The sequence below is a fragment of the Coleofasciculus sp. genome (assembly GCF_046565525.1).
In the GTDB taxonomy this organism is placed as follows: Bacteria; Cyanobacteriota; Cyanobacteriia; order Cyanobacteriales; family Coleofasciculaceae; genus Coleofasciculus.
In genome coordinates this window covers 50,773-69,007 of the sequence record NZ_JBKHUP010000023.1, presented here as the reverse complement: position 1 = coordinate 69,007, position 18,235 = coordinate 50,773, and the positions used below count along the sequence as shown (strand labels likewise).

Genomic DNA, 18,235 nt, shown 5'->3' with positions numbered 1-18,235 from the left:
TGACCTTCATTGTATTACAAAACAACGTGCTTCAATATTTAGGGCTTCTGGTTTCAATGTTCACGTAGGGACACGGCAATACCCTGCCTTATTTTTGACATTGCTATTGCCTGGGAACGTAACGGATGAGCATCCGCATCAGTTTACCAGGAACGGGCGCAGGCACTACTAGGACTCTATTCACCGATTTGGGCGAAGTGGTGGGCGTACAGACTGTGGATGATGTTGGTAATCCCACTGCTGGAACCGTCTTCCATACTTGTGGTGAGGATAGAGAGAGCCACGCTCGCATTCGTATCCAACAGGTATCCCTACTTTTTGGCAGATGTCAAGGAAGGTTTGAATATTTTTTTAATACCAACAGAGCGATCGCATACCCTATCATAAGTCCGGATATGAGCGCTGGGGATCGAAAACATCCTTAACGTAGTCGCGGAAGTCCTCGCCCTCAACAAAGTAGGGCGAGGATGGACAGCGGATTGACGGAGGTACGGAGTCAATCAATAGGTACAATCGGTAGTCGATCTATCCAATCTTCAATGATCTGAGTCATGGTCTTTTCCTTCTCTTGTACATAATTTTTAAGTTTTCTCATTCGTTTCTCGGACAGTTTGATGTGAAGGTTTTTGTTTATTGTTGGTGTTGACATAGTGTTGATGTTTTCAACACCAATATGTTACTATAAATTTGGTCGCTGACCCGCCTAGGCGTATGGACTATCAGACAGGCTAACTTCAAAGTAGCAGTAGTATGCTTGCCGCAGAAACATCGCAGCTAGGGAAAGAACATGACCGCTGGTTCGCTCTTGTTACGCCCTGCGGTAAAAGATAAACCAAGTTATGTTGTACGAGTAAAAAATAACTGCCTGTGGAAGATGGGCGGCTGCCTGTGGAAGCTGAATAAGACCAATAAAAGGCAACTTTTGGAGGCATCGGCGGATGAAGCGGGAAATCCCAAAGACGAATAAGACCGTCCTTGTTTTAAGAGGTTGGAAGCCCCAACTTCAGCGAAGCAAGTTGGGGTACTTCACGCCCACTTGTTTGTCCACGACTTCAGACGTATCCTGAACCCTGAAGTCATTGCAATTTAGAGGAAAAGGCATGTTAGATAAACCCGAAGCTCCGATTGAAGCCATTGACGCCAGAGAAATTCTCGACTCCCGGGGACGTCCCACCGTGGAAGCCGAAGTTCGCCTCGCCAGTGGTGCCATCGGACTGGCGCAAGTTCCCAGTGGTGCCTCTACCGGCTCCTTTGAAGCCCACGAACTGCGAGATGGTGATTCTCATCGCTACAACGGTAAAGGCGTCCTCAAGGCTGTCCGTAACATCAAAGAGAAAATCACCCCCGAACTCTTGGACATGGACGCTCTAGACCAAGCAACCATTGACCAGACGATGATTTATCGGGATGGTACCCAAAACAAAAAAGAACTGGGTGCCAATGCTATCCTGGCAGTTTCTCTGGCTAATGCTAAAGCCGCAGCGGATGAATTGCAACTTCCCCTCTATCGCTATCTAGGGGGACCCCTTGCCAATCTTCTCCCTGTACCGTTAATGAACGTGATTAACGGTGGTGCCCATGCGGATAATAACGTGGACTTTCAAGAATTTATGATTGTCCCTGTAGGTGCCGATTCATTTCAAGAGGCGCTGCGTTGGGGGGCTGAAGTCTTCGCCGCCCTGTCTCAAGTGTTGAAAGAGAAAAAGCTGTTATCCGGTGTGGGTGATGAAGGGGGCTATGCGCCTAACTTAGAGTCCAATAAAGCCGCCTTGGAATTTCTGATTGCAGCGATTGAAAAAGCTGGTTATAAACCAGGGGAACAGGTGGCGTTAGCCATGGATGTCGCCGCCAGTGAATTTTACAAAGATGGGCAATATCTCTATGAAGGCTCATCTCACGCCCCGAGTGAACTTATTGATTATCTGGATCAATTAGTCAGTCAATATCCGATTGTTTCCATTGAAGATGGCTTACATGAAGACGATTGGGATAGTTGGCAACGGCTGACCGAAAAACTTGGTTCCCGCATCCAATTAGTCGGGGATGATTTATTTGTCACTAACCCCACTCGCTTGCAAAAAGGGATTGATTTAGCCGCTGGGAATTCTATCTTAATTAAGCTCAATCAAATCGGCTCCTTAACCGAAACCTTAGAAGCCATCGAACTCGCCACCCGCAATGGCTTCCGTTCCGTTATCTCTCACCGTTCTGGCGAAACCGAAGACACCACGATCGCGGATTTAGCCGTCGCCACTCGTGCGGGTCAAATTAAAACCGGTTCCCTCTGTCGCAGTGAACGAGTTGCCAAATATAACCGCCTCCTGCGGATTGAAGATGAACTCGGCGATCGCGCCATCTATGCAGGTAAGATTGGTATGGGACCAAAAATTGCCAAATAATTCCCATTTCCAATAGTTTGGTAGGATATTAAATCCCTGTCAGGGCGCACGCCCCGTGCGCCCTAATTCCGACCCAGCTTCAAGGTTTTAGAGTATCAATTGAGGAGTATCAAAATGCAATCAAAGACTATCCAATTATTTTTGGCGTTAACTGTAGCCGCTACCCTTGGTGCGTGTGATGCAAGCAACCTAGGTACAGAAGATGGTGAAGCTGAGGAAGGTGCCCCGCAAACGGAGCAAATGCAAGAAGATGATGATCTTAACGCCGAGGAAGGTGGCGAAGAGGGTGAAGAAGATCAAGAGGAAGAGGAAGAGGATGAAAACGCAGAAGAGGACTAAGGTGGTGAAGGTGGCGAAGGCAGTTGAGCTAAGTCGTTGCTCATGAATAATGGACATACATCGGCAGCAATGAATATTTTTTGTTGGCAGCAAATTCTGAGTTATGATCATCTGGGGAACTCTATCCCGATAGAGTCTGTCCCTAACTGACGTTGGTCATTTTTAGCCTGCATGTTTAACCAAACAGTAATTAATCGAATCGCTACCCCATTCGCTATCAGTGGGGTAATCTTATCCATCCTTATCGATACCGCCGCCGCCGCCACGAAGCTAAACAATAATGATAACGTTAGTGGGTTTATCCAAACGAATGCTCCCAGCTTCCGCTATCGCAATGACTTGCTACCCAACGCCCCCCTGGAAACCGCCGCTGGAGAAGAATACCTGTTTAATGCACAACAAGGGGATACCGTTCGTATCAATCTTAAGCCAGAAGAAGGTAGTACACTCTCGCCAATTTTAGTCCTGAGTTCCTCACAAACTGGCAACCAAGTCGCCTACAACGACAAAACCAATCTTCTAGTATACCAAGTACCCGTTAGTGGCGAATACAAACTCCTCGTCTTAGGTCGAAATAATACCAGAGGCAGATATACGGTTTCCCTTTCCGGAATTACACCCGGAACTATTGCCAATAATCCCTCGAATCAACCCTCCTCCTCTAATCAAACTACGGATAAACGAAAACAACTGCTACAAAATGACTATGGATTGAGAGTCTTAGAAAACTGTCCGGCGGCGACGGGTTCTTTGGTTGTCGTGTCTTTTCCAGAATCGAATCAAACCTATACCTATTGCGCCAATCCCAACCGTTTCCTCCAAGCTGGACAGTATACCTACGACGCGAGTACAGAAACCTTAAAACCGGGACGCCCTGGAACTCAAACCGCCGCCAATCAAACGACAGATCCCCGCCAAGAAAAATTGGAAGATGATTATGGATTAAATGTACTCAGTACCTGTCCCTCATCTACCAGTTCTTTAGTGGTTATCTCCTATCCCGAAGGTGGACAAACCTATCGCTATTGTGCCGATCCTAACCGGGTTTTTCCCGCTGGTGAATATACTTATAATGCCAGGACTCAGAGTTTAGAACCTGTTAAAAAACCAGAAGCTTGTACCGTACAAGTTGGGGGTGTTTGTATTGTTCGGTGATACTACAATTGAACATCCTACATGAGGGTGGGCGAAGCATTGGCGTCTGAAATTTATGTAACCCGCCGTTCATTGAACTGCGCCAATGCTTCGCCCCTACACACCCTACACAACCGACAAAACCGACACAACCGACAAAACCGACAAAACCGACAAAACCGACACACCCTACACAACCGACAAAACCGACACAACCGACAAAACCGACAAAACCGACACACCCGACACAACCGACACACCCGACACACCCTATTAATCGGAATCTTTAATGGGCTGAACTGAACCCGCGATGGGTTCTTGTTTGAGTTCTTCCAAATCTATGGCTTGTAACAAATAACGCCAAGCGAGAGGAAAAGTATAGATTTGGGTTAAATCTGCTGAGATATCGTACCAAAGACGATTATCTCGATAAAATTCCATCCGATCTATCACCAAAGCCGTTGCCATCTGAGTTTCTAAAGGTTGGGGATCAAGCCGTTCAATCAAGCCTTGATGCCAAACGACTTGAGAAGAATCTGTCGGATCATCTGTTTCACAATAAAGGGTGAACTGCCAACGATACTGTTTATTCAGTTCTAGGGGATTGGCTGTGGTTGGTAGGCTAATCTTGACAAAACCCGGTGTTTCAGGAAGCTGGAAATTGACCTGATAGGTTCGATTCCCTTCCTGCAAATTTTCTAAAAAAAATGCTCCTCGATTAATAGTGCTACTCTGATAGGGAATATAAAACCAAAATATAGGGTATTGTTTTAAGGTAAAGCCAGAAAACTTGACGCCAGAGTTGGCAATGGGTAATAACGGTGTAAACGGTTGTTTTGTCTTTTCACAGGGTCCACGAGTTCCGGCAGGTTTGCGATCGCTATTCGGTCTATCCCAAACGGGCGGATCTTGTTTAATATCTGCTAATTTTTGAATGGGATAGGCTTGGACAAGGGATCGATAACTTGTCAATTCAAGAACTGTTGTAGCAAGGATTAAAGCAAGTTTTAGTACAGTCATGTTTAAGGGATTTAATCGGATCGCGGATGCTTAAATGTCTGGTAAGCCAAAAGACTCCCACTTGTAGCAAATACAGCTAGCGTTGCCAGAACCATAGGTACTATACTGCCAGTTTGAATTAAAATAAACCAGCCTATACCATTAATGGTTATTATAGAGATTCCTACTCCTAATCCCAGACGTAATCGTGACTCTCGATAGTGCCACGCGATCGCACCCCCAACAATCGACCCAATCCACACCCAGAGGATTTCTCCCCAGAGGGGCAAAAACCTTAGCAAGGGGCGTTCTCCAGTAACCGCACTGATAATCTGACTAACCATCTGACTATGCAGGAATAGCCCCCGAATTTCATGATTGCCAGGACTTTGGAATTCATCTTTAATCGTGGGATCGGTCATGCCAATTAAAATAATTTTATCCTGCAAAAAATCAGGATTTACGCGATTGGCAAAAATATCACTCAGAGTCACTCGTTCTACCATCGTTTTGGCAAATTCTGGAGAACGGTAATTGAGTAATAGTTGAAATCCTTCTAATCCGACACGGCGCTGGTAAAATCCGGGGTTGGCATTTAAATTTGTTAAGGTAACTGAACCCAATTGCCACTGATCTTCGGAGATAAATTCAGGTGAGATTCCCTCGGCTTGCAGATATCGCAGGGCTAATTGAAAACTCAGGGAATAGAAGGTAGAACAAGAGGATACCGCTGGCGGTTTCATGGCGATGAGATGACGCCGAACAATTCCATCTGGATCAACCACAATATCGGCAAACCCTAAGCGTTCTTTGGGGAGTCCCGGGGGAGAAGCAACGCCTTCCGGGATTTGGGGAGACGGGATGACACAGACGGGAATCACGCGATCGCTCTTTTGTAGATATTGTACCAATTCAGCCCACCCTTCCCCTGAAGGGCGATCGCGAAAGATATCTAAGCCAATGGCGCGGGGTTGATAGGTTTGGAGTTTTTGCAATAGTTCCAACAGGGTGCGATCGTGTAACGGATATTCACCCCCTAATTTGTTGATATCCTTAGCAGTAACCTCAACCATCAACAACCGAGGATCAAGGGATGGCGTGGGGCGCATGTTCAGGAGTTGATCAAAGGCTTGCTGTTCTGTCGATTGTAACCACCCTAGCGATCGCACTCCCATGATTAAACTGGTAACCATGACACTCGCACCTAGTACCAATTGCCAACCTCGCCGTCTCTGCTTAACAGGTTTGGCTTTAGGGTGGCTAATCCAATCGTTCCAGGTTGGCGGAACTTGGGTAGGATTTTGGACAATTACGGGTAACCAACTGGCACAAGGGAATTGACTTTCTAATCCCTGTAATCTTTCTCTGGCGTCTCTTACGGCTAAATAGAAAGGTTGACCTTGGGCAAAGGTAGTGAGAAAATACTTGAGGAACTCTTGCGCCACGCGATCGGGAACTAATTCCCGCATGACAATCATTTGCGGAATCTGGATATCATCCAGTTGTCGGGCTAAACCTAAGCCATCGCATGAGTTGAAAATAGCCAGTTTTAATCCTCGTTCTACGGCTTTTCTTAGCGCATACCAGAGTTCATTAATCGTTAAACTATCGGTTTGATTAATATAAATCCGCCCGGTTTCACCTTCGGTTTCACTATGTCCGGCAAAAAAAATGATGTCCCAATGGTTTTCCCAGAGTTGGTCATTAATTTCCCGGCGGCTTTTTTCGACTAAAAATGTAATATCTGTATGGGGTAAAGTTTCGAGTAATTGGCGATCGCTTTCAATATCAATTCCCTGGCTATGACCAAGAATGGCTAAAATTTTTACTTTAGGCGTGCGGCGATTTGAGGTGAATTGGGGAGGACGTTCAAACTGAGGATCAGTTAACGCTAGTTCTGCTTTCGGATAATGGTCAAAAAAGTCCCACAAATGCCAAGGAAGTTTTTGTAAGTGGGGGTCACTGGTGGATACTAGGAAGCGAATCGTATCCTGAGGACTGAGGGCTTCCCTTAACCGTCGATCCAGGGGGCGAAACCCTTCCCCATCTAACCAGGTTCGCAAGCGATCGCGCAGTTCATTCGCTGAGTCTTGACAGTCCCTCAGGCGCTGACTCACAGAACCATCATAGATGATTTTTTTCGGTTTAATCCGATAGGGGGCGCTAATGCTACGATACTTATGCTGCCAATGGGATTGTATGCGATCGGCAAATTCAGGCGCTGCGTTTAATATTCCTTGTAGTTCAATGTCTGGGGAGGCGCCATCCCAACCAATCGCTAATGTTACTCGAAATCCGTGACTTTGAAAATCCCCATCGAGTTTCAAAATTACTAATTTTTTGTCGGTGGTGTCATTTGTCATTTTTTAGGGAATCGGGAACAGGGAATCGGGAACAGGGACTAACGATGCATATAGCTATTTTGGAACACTTAAAACCGGGGTGGGCGCGAGTTACATCGGGGTTAGGTCAGAAATGATCGTAGTCAAACCCGCCCCTACATACAACCCTACCCGAATAACGCAGCGAAGGAGCTATTCAAATAATAAAAGTTTCCGTCATGCTAATATCAGCCAACGCCACCCTGACTTTAAAGCATTCTCCGGCTTCTCCACTAAACTGTAATTGAATTTGCTTAGTGCTTCTGGCTTCAGCTTGCATCACTGTTTCTCCTGTATCATCAAGAATCATCAGTTGCAGATTTTTAGGGAGATAGGATTGACCATTGGTCGGATAAATTCCAACCGAAATATCGAGTTCTGATGATTGGGTTGGTGTCAAATCCATGACTAATATGACTTGTTCATCATCATATCGGCGTCCTAATGTCAACCGCTTACCCCGTGTAATTTTAAGATCGGATGGTTCTGATAAATGGGTGGCTATTTGCGTATAATTTCTAAAATTAAAGGCGAGTTCTGTTGGCGAGGAATCGAATAATGTGTCCACAGTCTGCCAACCGACATCGAAAATATTTTGTAGCCATTGACTGATTTGTATGGGTTGTCTGGATGAATTTAGATGGTCTAATAAATGTTCCAGTGATATAAGTTGAGTTAGGAGAATTTCTTCGGTGTTAACGCTGGGCAAAAATCCCAGTAATTTGGCTTCAGTTAAGGCTTGATTCAATTCAACGGCTACATAACCAATCCGGTCCGACCAAACTTCTGCGGGGATATGACAGCTAGCGGCGTTGGGTAAGACGGGACGACATTCTAATTTACCAATATCTTTGATCAATAAGTCGGCTGTATTTTCCAAGGTTTGCATGATTGGATTCCAACTATCACTCGCCTGCCAGTTTGTCTGAATTCCCAGGCATTTTAGAGAAGTCTTAACAGCATAAACGGCTAATGTATTCAGGTAAACTTGTTTTGCTTTTTGGGAGCAATGCTGTTGGTGAAACTGTTGAGCAATTTGATGGGCTTCTAAGGTTAGGGGGACAGTCAGCATGAGGGGTTCATTCGTGGTGTTTAACATTGTGTTCTTTGCCTCAGGGGGGATTATGATGATAAATATTCTCTTAACTTTGGACTAAATTTAGCTAAGCAGCGCTGGTAGAAACTGCTTAAGGTGGAGATCTTAATTCCTAATTCTTCAGAGATTTCCTTCCAAGAGTACCCGGATAAAAGTTTAAGGGCTAAAAATTGGAAGTTGGCGGCTGGCTGATTGGACGTATAGGTTTGATTAAACAGTCCTTCGGGGTCAGTTTCTAGATAGTGAATGATTTCTTGTAATAGAGAGGGTGTCAACTGCGGATCAATGTCGGCTGGATTGTTTTTCTCTAAGTCATCCAGGGTTAAACGTTTGACTCGTTTGGCATCGACTCCTTTATGGATGGTTGGCATCATAGAACGACTGGCTTCCATAAAAAATCGATGCTTTAGCATAAAGTTTATCCATTGTAAAACTTCAAAACTAGGGTTATAATCATCAATCCTTTCGCAAATATAACAAAATAGGCGTTGCTTGGCTTCATCATAAATATCCTCATAAAATCCGTGGAATTGTTCGGGATAGGGACGAGTCAGTTTACCGGACTGCTGAATAGCACCCAATAGCTTGGCTAAAGCTTGCTGTCGTTGTTTACTTCGGGGAGGATGCTGCTGTGCGTCCTGTGCCAGTTGCTTTAACTGTTGGTCTATGGCATTCATAGATAGCGATAGGGTTCGTACATCAGTGACCTGAAATTGTGTTGATACACCGATTTAACTCTGTTCATAGAGGTCTCACCAACTCAGGGGCGATTTTATGCAAGGTGGGGAAAATCTTTACAAAAGTTTAACAGAAGCGGCAGTATGGGGGAGATGGGGGAGATGGGGGAGATGGGGAGTTCCAGAGGTAGTATGCTACCTCTGGAACAGTCAGGGCGGGTTTAGTCGCATCTGTTGTGAGGTCAGAAACGATAGTAGTGAAAAGATCCCCTACACAGTTTCTCAATCGCTCATATAAAGATTTGTAACACATACCTGACTTTTGCATAAAACTCACCTGCTGAACTTGAGAACCTAATGAAAGGGTAAGGTAAGGACTAAAATCATGTTGATTCGTAAGATTGTTCAACAGGCACTAACGACACGCTATCTCACCAGGGAAGCCGAAGACCAACTGCGACAGCTACTCAGAGGCAAATACGATTCACAAGATCTCCGAGCGTTCATGCAGTTGCAGAATGCTGTAATGGAGGGTCAGGTGCAACAAGAGTGCCGCTCTTGTCCCGACAACCTCTTGATTTTCAGAGATGATGATACGGTAATTGTTGATTTGGCAGGAGTGAGTTGATGAGAGAAATGAGAGTTAAACTTTTAACAGTCAACAACCTTCAAATATTAGGGAATTTAACTATTAATATATCCATGGTAAAATAAATCCTTTCCCGACAAGCAGATGATTAAGCGGTTTTGGCAATGGCTAGTGCGGCTACTTCAGCCAATCTTACCGCCCTTCCTCAAACCAAAACGACACAGGCGGCTTCAAAAACGCCTCAGTGATGCAGAGTATCAGCAGCTATTTCGGCAACTGCTAACTGGGGTGAATCAGGGATGGAACCGGGAACAGATATTACAACATTTAGGATATCACAGCAGCGATCGCTATTTTAAGGTGTGGCTGTATGAGTATGGGCAGCAGTTGCGGCAATTGCCAGAAGCGGATCATCAGTTTGCTTGGCAGTTATTGCAGATGAGTGGGGTAGGATGTGGAGAATTGGGGGAAATTGCCGCAGAGATTGGTCAGGATTTGTTGGCGAAACCATCAGGGAAAGGGGAGGAAGAGAAGGAAGATAAGGAAGATAAGGGGGACGAGGATAAATGGGAAAATGCCGAGGGGGATGCCGCCGCAGCTTTGTTGAATCAAGGGAAACAGCAACTTACAGCCCAGGATTTTCTCGGTGCGATCGCGTCTTTTGAGAAAGCGATTCAAATTAAACCCGACTACCCCGAAGCCTGGAATAGTAGGGGTTTAGCCCTGGGGAATCTGGGAGACTATGAAAGTGCGATCGCATCTTTTGAGAAAGCGATTCAAATTAAACCCGATTACCAATTAGCCTGGTACAACTGGGGTGTAGCACTGGATAAATTAGGAGAGAAAGAAACTTTCACCTTAAGTTGACACAAATACAGGTTTTTGCGCCCAATTTAACCCTAAAATCTGAGGGCAACAAAGGCGGATTTAATATAACCTATCAAAACCGTGAGAAATTGTGGGTTACGCTTCGCTCTCCCTACCCGACAATTTTGTTGCCATCCGCCTTATCCCCGTTCCCTGTTTCCTGTCAAATCAACTAACTTTTCACGGGAAATCTAGAAACCTGAGTCGGGGCGGGTTTAGTCACATCCCTTGTGCAACCAAAAACATGGTCATGAAACCCGCCCCTACATAATCAATACTCACGTTGCGCCACATACCGTGAAAGGTCAAACCAAAGACGCCAATGTCGTACAAAATCGCTCAACTTCGGCTTCAGTGTTGTAATAATGAACCGAAGCCCTTAACACAGACATAAACCCCCGTGCATCCATATCTAATCGCGTGCCTTGGGCGGAAGAAACCGATATATTAATCTTTTCTTGACTCAGTAATCGCTTAATTTTACTTGGTTCTTTCCCCTCAACTGTAAAGCTAACAATCCCACATTTTTGCTGACCTAAATCCTGAACCTTAACCCCATTAATATCGTTGAGTTGATCACGCAATGTTTCAGCTAAAACACGAATCCGGCGTTCAATCGCTGCCAATCCCCAACTTAAGGCATAATCAACAGCCACCCCTAAACCAATTTTTCCAGCATAGTTCGTTTCCCAATTTTCAAACCGACGGGCATCTGAACGAATTTTAAATGTATCCCGACTCACCCATTCAGCAGCTTGCATATCCAAAAAAGGCGGTTCTAATTGCAAAATAACCCCTTCTCTGACATACAAAAATCCAGTTCCTCTGGGTCCGCGTAAATATTTACGCCCTGTAGCTGAGAGCATATCGCAGCCAATTTCATGCACATCAATGGGCATTTGCCCCACCGATTGACAGGCGTCGAGTAAATATAAAATACCCGCCTCTTTTGCCACTTTCCCCACTTCCACGGCTGGGTTAACTAACCCGCCATTGGTGGGAACATGGGTAATCGCAATTAACTTCACCCGCTCATCAATTGCTTGGCGTAATCCAGCAATGGAAATTTGCCCAAATTCATCATTCGGAATCACCTCAATTGTTGCCCCTGTCTTCCGGGCAACTTGCAGAAAAGCAATGAAATTACTACCATATTCCGATACACCCGTAAGAATGCGATCGCCTTTTCCTAGAGGAACGCTATAAAACCCCATATCCCAGGCTCTTGTAGCATTCTCAATCATGGCAACCTCCTGGCGCTGACACCCTAACAAAGTCGCCACCGCATCATAAACCCGTTCCACTGCCTCAAATTGCTGTGCCGCCGCTTCATATCCACCGATTTGGGCTTCTAACTGTAAATGCCCAACCACAGCCTCTAAAACCGACTCTGGCATTAATGCTGCACCCGCATTATTGAAATGTAAAACAGTCTCACAGCCCGGTGTGTCTTGACGGGCGCCTTGCCAATCCAATGTCATGAGCAAAAATTATGTTACCTTAGGAAGGTTGTCATAAATCGCACATTCAGGGTTTCGGGTGTTTCCCTCACAGGAAATCCGCCTGAATGGAGGATAAACCCGAATTAAGGAGTTTAAATTAATTATGCCAGTCGTCTCTTTGGCTCAAATGATGGAGGCAGGGGTTCACTTTGGTCATCAGACCCGCCGTTGGAACCCGAAGATGGATCAGTACATTTATACTGCCCGAAATGGAGTTCATATCATTGACTTGGTGCAAACTGCCCAGTTGATGGAAGAAGCCTACAGCTATATGCGAACCGCTGTAGAGCAAGGTAAACGCTGTCTTTTTGTCGGTACAAAGCGGCAAGCGGCGGGAATTATTGCCCAAGAAGCCAGTCGTTGTGGCGCGTACTACGTCAACCAACGCTGGTTGGGTGGAATGTTGACCAACTGGGAAACGATTAAAGGGCGGGTTGAACGACTCAAAGAACTCGAACGCCGCGAAGAAAGTGGTGCTCTTGACCTCTTGCCGAAAAAAGAAGCAGCAGTACTGCGCCGTGAACTGGGTAAGCTGCAAAAATATCTGGGTGGCATCAAAATGATGCGGCGAATCCCCGACATTGTCGTCATCATTGACCAGCGCCGGGAATACAATGCCATCAAAGAGTGTGAAAAACTCGGCATTCCCGTGGTGTCGATGCTTGATACGAATTGTGACCCGGATGTGGTCGATATTCCGATTCCCGCGAATGACGATGCGATTCGGTCGATTAAACTAATTATTGGCAAGTTAGCCGATGCCATCTATGAAGGGCGTCACGGTGAACTGGAGGTAGACGAAGAGGAGCGAGAGTTTGCCCAAGCCCTAGACGAGATGGAAGACGATTACAGCGACGATGTGGACTCCTTTGAGTCAGACATGGAGGAAGTTGAGGACAGCGCCGAGGAAGTTGAGGACAGCGCCAAGGAGGACGAGGACAGCGCCAAGGAGGACGAGGACAGCGCCAAGGAGGACGAGGACAGCGCCAAGGAGGACGAGGACAGCGAAGAATAAGCAATGATGCATTTGTAGGTCTACCCGATACACTGGGGTTATCTGTCCGTTGTTCACTGGCACTGACAAACAACAAAGGAGGAATAAAGGCAAGATGGCGGAAATATCAGCAAAACTCGTCAAAGAGTTACGAGAAAAAACTGGCGCAGGCATGATGGACTGCAAAAAAGCGCTCAAAGAAAATGACGGCGATATGACCAAAGCCATCGAATGGCTACGTCAGAAAGGGATTGCTTCAGCCGAGAAAAAATCCGGTCGGGTGGCGGCTGAAGGAATTATCGGTAGCTATATCCACACGGGGGGACGAGTTGGTGTCTTAGTGGAAGTTAACTGCGAGACGGATTTTGTTGCCCGTCGCGAGGAATTCCAAGCCTTGGTTAAGGATATCGCGATGCAAGTTGCGGCTTGTCCGAATGTCGAGTATGTGTCTGTGGACGATATCCCAGCCGCTGTTGCCCAAAGGGAAAAAGAAATTGAAATGGGGCGCGATGACCTGGCAAAGAAACCGGATAATATTAAGGAGAAGATTGTTCAGGGTCGGATTGAGAAACGGTTGAAAGAATTATCGTTAATTGATCAACCCTACATCCGGGATCAAAGCAAGTCCGTCGAAGAGTTGGTCAAAGAAACCATTTCCCTGTTGGGGGAAAATATCCAAGTACGCCGCTTTACCCGTTATGTTTTGGGTGAGGGGATTGAATCAGAATAAACTCACTTCGCTCAAGAAGTAGCCGCCCAGACAGGTCAACCAAAATAGACACTCAACTCTTGTGTATCGTGGTGTCCACCAGAAATATAGAGACGTTGCAGGTAACGTCTCTATATTTCTAGAGAAAGTAGAATGTGGGGTGTCGGCTTGCGCCCTGCCCTTGTGGGAAAAAATTTTCAATCTCGTAGTGGACTGACACAGCTAAAATGTTGGAATAGGTTGTAGGTTGGGTTGGCGCATGTTACTAGGGCGGAATCTAGGGATTTAACCCTTACTACAAGCTGAATCTAATCTATCAATTTAGGTGTGCCACGCCGCCATCGTGGGTTAGGTGGAATTGAAGAAACTATCCGCCGTAACCCACCCATATTCAGGCGATAAATGTATTAAAATTGACTGAATTTTTGGGTAGATGTTGGGTTCAACTGTGCAATTAAATTAAGCGAGTTCGTAGTTAGGGATGTGAGCCTTTAATTCCTTGAATAAAATTTTACAAATATTTACAGATAAGCGATGGTGCAGGCTCCCTCGTGATTTATCCGAGGGATGAAACCAAGCAAGGCGTTTAGCCTAGCAACTTTAGTTGCTTTTTTTGTTGGATTTAGGTACAATAGTGACGTGAGAAACAGAGTTTGTAGGTGATAACTCTGTATACATAAAAACCTTCTGAAAAACATAAATGGTGTAATTGGTCTTGCTAGGATTTCAAACGAGCCAAAATTCGTAAAATGCCGATTTTCTCAGTCGGAATAGCATTTTTGTAAAAACTAAATAGTTAATAAGTACCGTAGGGCATACGGAAACTTCCTAATTAATTTAGGTAAAAGCTTGGAGAGCTACCCGAAAAAGTGGAGTTCTAGATATTAAGTGATATTCGAGTTGGCTTCGGGTAGGACATAATTGTGTAAGACCTAATTAGAGGTGACTCGAAAGGGCAACGATTAGCTCAAGAATTCCCCGTATTTTAAGCGGGGGAGTGTCAATAAGGGGTGTCAACTTCGTCGGGGGATAATATCATGTTCGGTTGAATACTTACATTTTGATATCGCCCAAGGCAAATGACAGTGAACGCAGTTGAACGCATTGAGCAGGATTTAGCTAAGATGGAGGAAGCGAGCGCACATCTGGCTTCCCAACTCCACGACAGTTACGCCACCTATGTGACCCTGTTGGGGCAAACGGTGCAAAAACATTTGAAACAGGCAAGTTATCAGGTTTGTACTCAAGGCTATCCAGACGCATTTTTAAGTTTGTCCTTCAATCAGCGCCAAAATCTACAGCAAGCCTTGCGTCAGCTTGGTAAGGAAGGACAAGAGGAGTTAATCTTACACCTACAGCTTCCTCAAGACCTATCATCAATCCTGGAAGACGAGGATTTAGAACCCATAGCGGAGTCAACGGAATCCTCGGCTGAAACCACAGCAAACCATTCCCCAGATTCAGCCCTAGCCCCACAAAAACCGATTCTGCCCAATCAACTGCTACAGTGGCAAGAGATGCTAGAAGATAAAATTGCTCTCACCTTGCAAACTGTTTCCGTGAAGACCAATCATCTTTTACAACAAGAGGGTATTATTCCCGATAAACTACCACCAACTGTCCTGGAAGCGGCAACCAAAGCAGATGCGGCGGGTGAAAGCAGTCCCGGTTCAAATCTACTCAACCTTTTAGTCGAAACCCAAAGGTCGGATGATGACGATGATACAACCCTAACCCGAATTGTTGCGGTTAACCTGCGCCTATCCGAAATTGAGTTTACTGAACCGCAATTAGTCAAAGTGCGGAATCAAATTCGGCACCTGATTGCCCATACCACTAAATTTCAGCAACAGTATCGCAAAAAACAACGGGAGTGGACAGTGGTTCAAGCCGAAGCCGCATGGCGTGCGAGTTGGTTTGAGGATTAGTTATTCGTCATTGGTTATTGGTCATTTGTCATTCATAATTCAGAAATTGTGGGTACAGAATTTCCAGATTGGACACGATTACAAAAAGCACTTTCTGTCGAAGCAGAAAAGGGCTTTACTGATTTGCAGGGGAATCAGTACCGTTTTAGTGAATTTCTCTGCCTCAGTTTAGGGAAAACACCAGACGGACTTCTACCTGTGGAACGGCGCAAATGGCAGTCCATTGCGGCTGAGTTTGGGCGTTATGATCATAAGACTGTTGAAGACCGTCAACATCTGGTAGCTGATACACGACAGTTTCTCCACAAGCTGCAACAGGAAATTCAGCGTCGGGAATGGGAAAAGACTCATCCGCCTCAAACCCCAACCGTTAAATCCCCCCAGACTACGCCTCTGGTTGCGGAAACATCAACGTTAAACGTCAATTGTACCCTGGACTCACCTTTGTCCGAGTTACCCGATATTGGTCGTCGCCGCAGTGATTATTTAGGGCGTTTGGGAGTATATACGGTGCGAGATATGCTCTACTATTATCCGAGGGATCATATTGATTATGCCCGTCAGGTGAATATTAAGGATTTAGTCGCCGGGGAAACGGTAACGGTGGTGGGTACGGTGAAGCGTTGTAACTGTTTTACCAGCCCTCGGAATAAAAAGTTATCGATTTTTGAGTTATTACTTAAAGACAACACCGGTCAACTTAAACTGAATCGCTTCTTTGCCGGAAATCGCTACAATCATCGCGGTTGGCAAGAACAACAAAAGCGTCGCTATCCGGCGGGGGCGATTGTGGCGGCGTCAGGGTTAGTGAAAAAGAATAAGTATGGGATTACCCTAGATACCCCAGAAATTGAGGTTTTAGACCATTTGGGTGGGAGTATTGACTCCTTAAAAATTGGTCGAGTTATGCCCGTTTATCCTTTAACGGAAGGGGTACCCGCCGATTGGGTGAGACAGGCGGTGATGGCGGCGTTACCCGCAGTGAATCAACTGAAAGAACCGTTGCCGAAGGGGATGCGCCAGCAGTATGATTTGATGGGCGTGAGTGATGCGATCGCGAATTTACACTTTCCCACAGATACAGATACCCTCAGCCGCGCCAGACGCCGCTTGGTCTTTGATGAGTTCTTCTATTTACAGTTAGGATTTCTCCAGCGGCGGAAAATGCAGCAGCAAATTCAATCCAGTGCCATTCTCGCGCCCACGGGGAAACTCGTTGAACAATTTTATCACCTGCTGCCCTTTGAACTCACCTGTGCCCAAAAACGGGTGGTCAACGATATTCTCAACGACTTACAAAAATCGAGTCCGATGAATCGTTTAGTCCAAGGGGATGTGGGTTCGGGGAAAACCGTGGTAGCTGTGATTGCGATTTTGGCGGCGATTCAGTCGGGGTATCAAGCCGCATTAATGGCACCAACGGAAGTATTAGCAGAACAGCATTATCGTAAATTAGTCAGTTGGTTTAATTTACTCCATCTACCCGTCGAATTGCTAACCGGTTCGGTGAAGGTGAAGAAGCGCCGGGAAATCCATTCCCAGTTAGAAACCGGGGAATTACCCCTGTTGGTAGGAACTCATGCATTAATTCAGGACCCCGTGAATTTTCAGCGCTTAGGATTGGTGGTGATTGATGAACAGCATCGGTTTGGCGTGGAACAACGGGCGCAGTTGCAACAAAAGGGACAATCCCCTCATGTGTTAACCATGACAGCTACACCGATTCCTCGGACACTGGCGTTAACCTTGCATGGGGATTTGGATGTGAGTCAGATTGATGAGTTACCGCCGGGACGCCAAACGATTCACACCACAGTATTAACCGGGAAAGAACGCCAAAACGCTTATGACTTGATGCGTCGAGAAATTGCCCAAGGGCGTCAAGCGTATATAGTCCTACCTTTAATTGAAGAATCAGAAAAACTGGATGTGCGATCGGCAGTAGAGGAGCATCAGCGACTATCTGAGAGTATTTTCCCACAGTTTCAGGTGGGATTATTACATGGGCGGATGAGTTCGGCGCAAAAGGATGAGGCGCTGAATGCGTTTCGGGATAATCAGACGCAAATTATTGTCTCCACCACGGTGATTGAGGTGGGGGTAGATGTCCCGAATGCGACGGTGATGATGATTGAAAATGCGGAACGGTTTGGCTTGTCACAGTTGCACCAATTACGAGGGCGTGTGGGAAGGGGTTCCCATCAGTCCTATTGTTTATTAATGAGTGGGTCGAAAACTGATACAGCGCGTCAGCGTTTGGGGGTGTTGGAACAATCCCAGGATGGCTTTTTTATCTCGGAGATGGATATGCGGTTTCGCGGTCCTGGGGAGGTTTTAGGGCGGCGTCAGTCGGGGTTGGCGGATTTTGCCTTAGCCAGTTTGGTAGAAGACCAAGAGGTGTTGAATTTGGCAAGAGATGCGGCGGAGAAGATTGTGCTTGAGGATAAGGCGTTAGAGAGTTTGCCGTTAATTAAGGCGGAGTTGGACTATCGGTATTCTAAGTTAATGGGTGGGGCGATTTTAACCTAAAGGAATACTGTTGTAGAAACCGTCCATGTTTGGTCTCTACATAAATGATGCATCCTAACCGCTATGGCGATTGCTATAATTCTGCTATGGTG

At 45.9% G+C, this 18,235-nt stretch carries 17 protein-coding genes; 12 read left to right on the top strand and 5 right to left on the bottom strand.

What is annotated here, in order from left to right:
• The first annotated feature begins 125 nt into the window (after nucleotides 1-125).
• The 6 genes from ACLGGO_RS10785 (at nucleotide 126) to ACLGGO_RS10760 (ending at nucleotide 4,149) form a co-directional block, all read left to right on the top strand.
• Nucleotides 126-425 (top strand): hypothetical protein, encoded by a 300-nt coding sequence (locus tag ACLGGO_RS10785; protein ID WP_446419310.1) that lies wholly within the window; start codon nucleotides 126-128, stop codon nucleotides 423-425.
• Between the two features lie 362 nt (nucleotides 426-787).
• The gene (locus ACLGGO_RS10780; RefSeq protein ID WP_446339501.1) at nucleotides 788-967 is read left to right on the top strand and encodes a hypothetical protein; all 180 of its coding nucleotides are present in this window, start codon (nucleotides 788-790) and stop codon (nucleotides 965-967) included.
• A gap of 133 nt (nucleotides 968-1,100) precedes the next feature.
• A complete protein-coding gene (gene eno / locus ACLGGO_RS10775) occupies nucleotides 1,101-2,399 on the top strand; it encodes a phosphopyruvate hydratase (protein ID WP_446339500.1) in 1,299 nt (432 codons plus the stop codon).
• Between the two features lie 114 nt (nucleotides 2,400-2,513).
• The gene (locus ACLGGO_RS10770; protein WP_446339499.1) at nucleotides 2,514-2,738 is read left to right on the top strand and encodes a hypothetical protein; all 225 of its coding nucleotides are present in this window, start codon (nucleotides 2,514-2,516) and stop codon (nucleotides 2,736-2,738) included.
• Nucleotides 2,739-2,909: 171 nt separating this feature from the next.
• Nucleotides 2,910-3,893 carry a hypothetical protein gene (locus tag ACLGGO_RS10765; protein WP_446419309.1) on the top strand — a complete coding sequence of 328 codons (984 nt, stop codon included), beginning with the start codon at nucleotides 2,910-2,912 and terminating at the stop codon, nucleotides 3,891-3,893.
• Nucleotides 3,894-3,978: 85 nt separating this feature from the next.
• On the top strand, nucleotides 3,979-4,149 hold the full coding sequence (locus ACLGGO_RS10760; RefSeq protein WP_446419308.1) for a hypothetical protein: 171 nt from the start codon (nucleotides 3,979-3,981) through the stop codon (nucleotides 4,147-4,149).
• On the opposite strand, the gene ACLGGO_RS10755 is transcribed toward ACLGGO_RS10760, so the two are convergent.
• From ACLGGO_RS10755 to ACLGGO_RS10740, 4 genes are all read right to left on the bottom strand, one after another.
• Entirely contained in the window at nucleotides 4,146-4,892 is a 747-nt protein-coding gene (locus ACLGGO_RS10755) for a DUF928 domain-containing protein (RefSeq protein WP_446419307.1), read from the bottom strand. The genes ACLGGO_RS10760 and ACLGGO_RS10755 overlap by 4 nt on opposite strands.
• Before the next feature lie 11 nt (nucleotides 4,893-4,903).
• Nucleotides 4,904-7,234: a CHASE2 domain-containing protein gene (locus ACLGGO_RS10750; protein ID WP_446419306.1), complete on the bottom strand. Its 2,331-nt coding sequence runs from the start codon at nucleotides 7,232-7,234 to the stop codon at nucleotides 4,904-4,906.
• Nucleotides 7,235-7,409: 175 nt separating this feature from the next.
• Nucleotides 7,410-8,351, bottom strand: coding sequence for a DUF1822 family protein (locus ACLGGO_RS10745; RefSeq protein ID WP_446419305.1), 942 nt, complete (start codon nucleotides 8,349-8,351; stop codon nucleotides 7,410-7,412).
• A 23-nt stretch (nucleotides 8,352-8,374) separates the two neighbouring features.
• Entirely contained in the window at nucleotides 8,375-9,025 is a 651-nt protein-coding gene (locus ACLGGO_RS10740) for a sigma-70 family RNA polymerase sigma factor (protein ID WP_446419304.1), read from the bottom strand.
• Nucleotides 9,026-9,410: 385 nt separating this feature from the next.
• On the opposite strand from ACLGGO_RS10740, the gene ACLGGO_RS10735 reads away from it, so the two are divergent.
• Both ACLGGO_RS10735 and ACLGGO_RS10730 read left to right on the top strand, forming a co-directional pair.
• On the top strand, nucleotides 9,411-9,653 hold the full coding sequence (locus tag ACLGGO_RS10735; protein WP_446339493.1) for a hypothetical protein: 243 nt from the start codon (nucleotides 9,411-9,413) through the stop codon (nucleotides 9,651-9,653).
• A 105-nt stretch (nucleotides 9,654-9,758) separates the two neighbouring features.
• Complete coding sequence (locus ACLGGO_RS10730) at nucleotides 9,759-10,481, top strand: tetratricopeptide repeat protein (RefSeq protein ID WP_446419303.1); 723 nt, start codon at nucleotides 9,759-9,761, stop codon at nucleotides 10,479-10,481.
• A gap of 305 nt (nucleotides 10,482-10,786) precedes the next feature.
• Here ACLGGO_RS10730 and ACLGGO_RS10725 read toward each other — a convergent pair whose 3' ends face one another.
• Nucleotides 10,787-11,962 (bottom strand): aminotransferase class V-fold PLP-dependent enzyme, encoded by a 1,176-nt coding sequence (locus tag ACLGGO_RS10725; protein WP_446419302.1) that lies wholly within the window; start codon nucleotides 11,960-11,962, stop codon nucleotides 10,787-10,789.
• Between the two features lie 124 nt (nucleotides 11,963-12,086).
• Here ACLGGO_RS10725 and rpsB point away from each other — a divergent pair, with 124 nt between their 5' ends.
• The 4 genes from rpsB to recG all read left to right on the top strand — a co-directional run bounded on the left by rpsB (nucleotide 12,087) and on the right by recG (nucleotide 18,143).
• Nucleotides 12,087-12,998, top strand: coding sequence for a 30S ribosomal protein S2 (rpsB, locus tag ACLGGO_RS10720; RefSeq protein WP_446419301.1), 912 nt, complete (start codon nucleotides 12,087-12,089; stop codon nucleotides 12,996-12,998).
• 94 nt (nucleotides 12,999-13,092) lie between these two features.
• A complete protein-coding gene (gene tsf / locus ACLGGO_RS10715; RefSeq protein ID WP_446337842.1) occupies nucleotides 13,093-13,707 on the top strand; it encodes a translation elongation factor Ts in 615 nt (204 codons plus the stop codon).
• Nucleotides 13,708-14,771: 1,064 nt separating this feature from the next.
• Nucleotides 14,772-15,614, top strand: coding sequence for a hypothetical protein (locus ACLGGO_RS10710; RefSeq protein ID WP_446337843.1), 843 nt, complete (start codon nucleotides 14,772-14,774; stop codon nucleotides 15,612-15,614).
• Between the two features lie 48 nt (nucleotides 15,615-15,662).
• Nucleotides 15,663-18,143 carry an ATP-dependent DNA helicase RecG gene (gene recG / locus ACLGGO_RS10705; protein WP_446419300.1) on the top strand — a complete coding sequence of 827 codons (2,481 nt, stop codon included), beginning with the start codon at nucleotides 15,663-15,665 and terminating at the stop codon, nucleotides 18,141-18,143.
• The last annotated feature ends 92 nt before the right edge of the window (nucleotides 18,144-18,235 follow it).

Excerpts from the sequence above, each read along its gene's own strand:
- ACLGGO_RS10785 (WP_446419310.1), top strand. The coding sequence starts at position 126 with ATGAGCATCCGCATCAGTTTACCAGGAACGGGCGCAGGCACTACTAGG.
- ACLGGO_RS10780 (WP_446339501.1), top strand. The coding sequence starts at position 788 with ATGACCGCTGGTTCGCTCTTGTTACGCCCTGCGGTAAAAGATAAACCA.
- eno (WP_446339500.1), top strand. The coding sequence starts at position 1,101 with ATGTTAGATAAACCCGAAGCTCCGATTGAAGCCATTGACGCCAGAGAA.
- ACLGGO_RS10770 (WP_446339499.1), top strand. The coding sequence starts at position 2,514 with ATGCAATCAAAGACTATCCAATTATTTTTGGCGTTAACTGTAGCCGCT.
- ACLGGO_RS10765 (WP_446419309.1), top strand. The coding sequence starts at position 2,910 with ATGTTTAACCAAACAGTAATTAATCGAATCGCTACCCCATTCGCTATC.
- ACLGGO_RS10760 (WP_446419308.1), top strand. The coding sequence starts at position 3,979 with ATGCTTCGCCCCTACACACCCTACACAACCGACAAAACCGACACAACC.
- ACLGGO_RS10755 (WP_446419307.1), bottom strand. The coding sequence starts at position 4,892 with ATGACTGTACTAAAACTTGCTTTAATCCTTGCTACAACAGTTCTTGAA.
- ACLGGO_RS10750 (WP_446419306.1), bottom strand. The coding sequence starts at position 7,234 with ATGACAAATGACACCACCGACAAAAAATTAGTAATTTTGAAACTCGAT.
- ACLGGO_RS10745 (WP_446419305.1), bottom strand. The coding sequence starts at position 8,351 with ATGTTAAACACCACGAATGAACCCCTCATGCTGACTGTCCCCCTAACC.
- ACLGGO_RS10740 (WP_446419304.1), bottom strand. The coding sequence starts at position 9,025 with ATGAATGCCATAGACCAACAGTTAAAGCAACTGGCACAGGACGCACAG.
- ACLGGO_RS10735 (WP_446339493.1), top strand. The coding sequence starts at position 9,411 with ATGTTGATTCGTAAGATTGTTCAACAGGCACTAACGACACGCTATCTC.
- ACLGGO_RS10730 (WP_446419303.1), top strand. The coding sequence starts at position 9,759 with ATGATTAAGCGGTTTTGGCAATGGCTAGTGCGGCTACTTCAGCCAATC.
- ACLGGO_RS10725 (WP_446419302.1), bottom strand. The coding sequence starts at position 11,962 with ATGACATTGGATTGGCAAGGCGCCCGTCAAGACACACCGGGCTGTGAG.
- rpsB (WP_446419301.1), top strand. The coding sequence starts at position 12,087 with ATGCCAGTCGTCTCTTTGGCTCAAATGATGGAGGCAGGGGTTCACTTT.
- tsf (WP_446337842.1), top strand. The coding sequence starts at position 13,093 with ATGGCGGAAATATCAGCAAAACTCGTCAAAGAGTTACGAGAAAAAACT.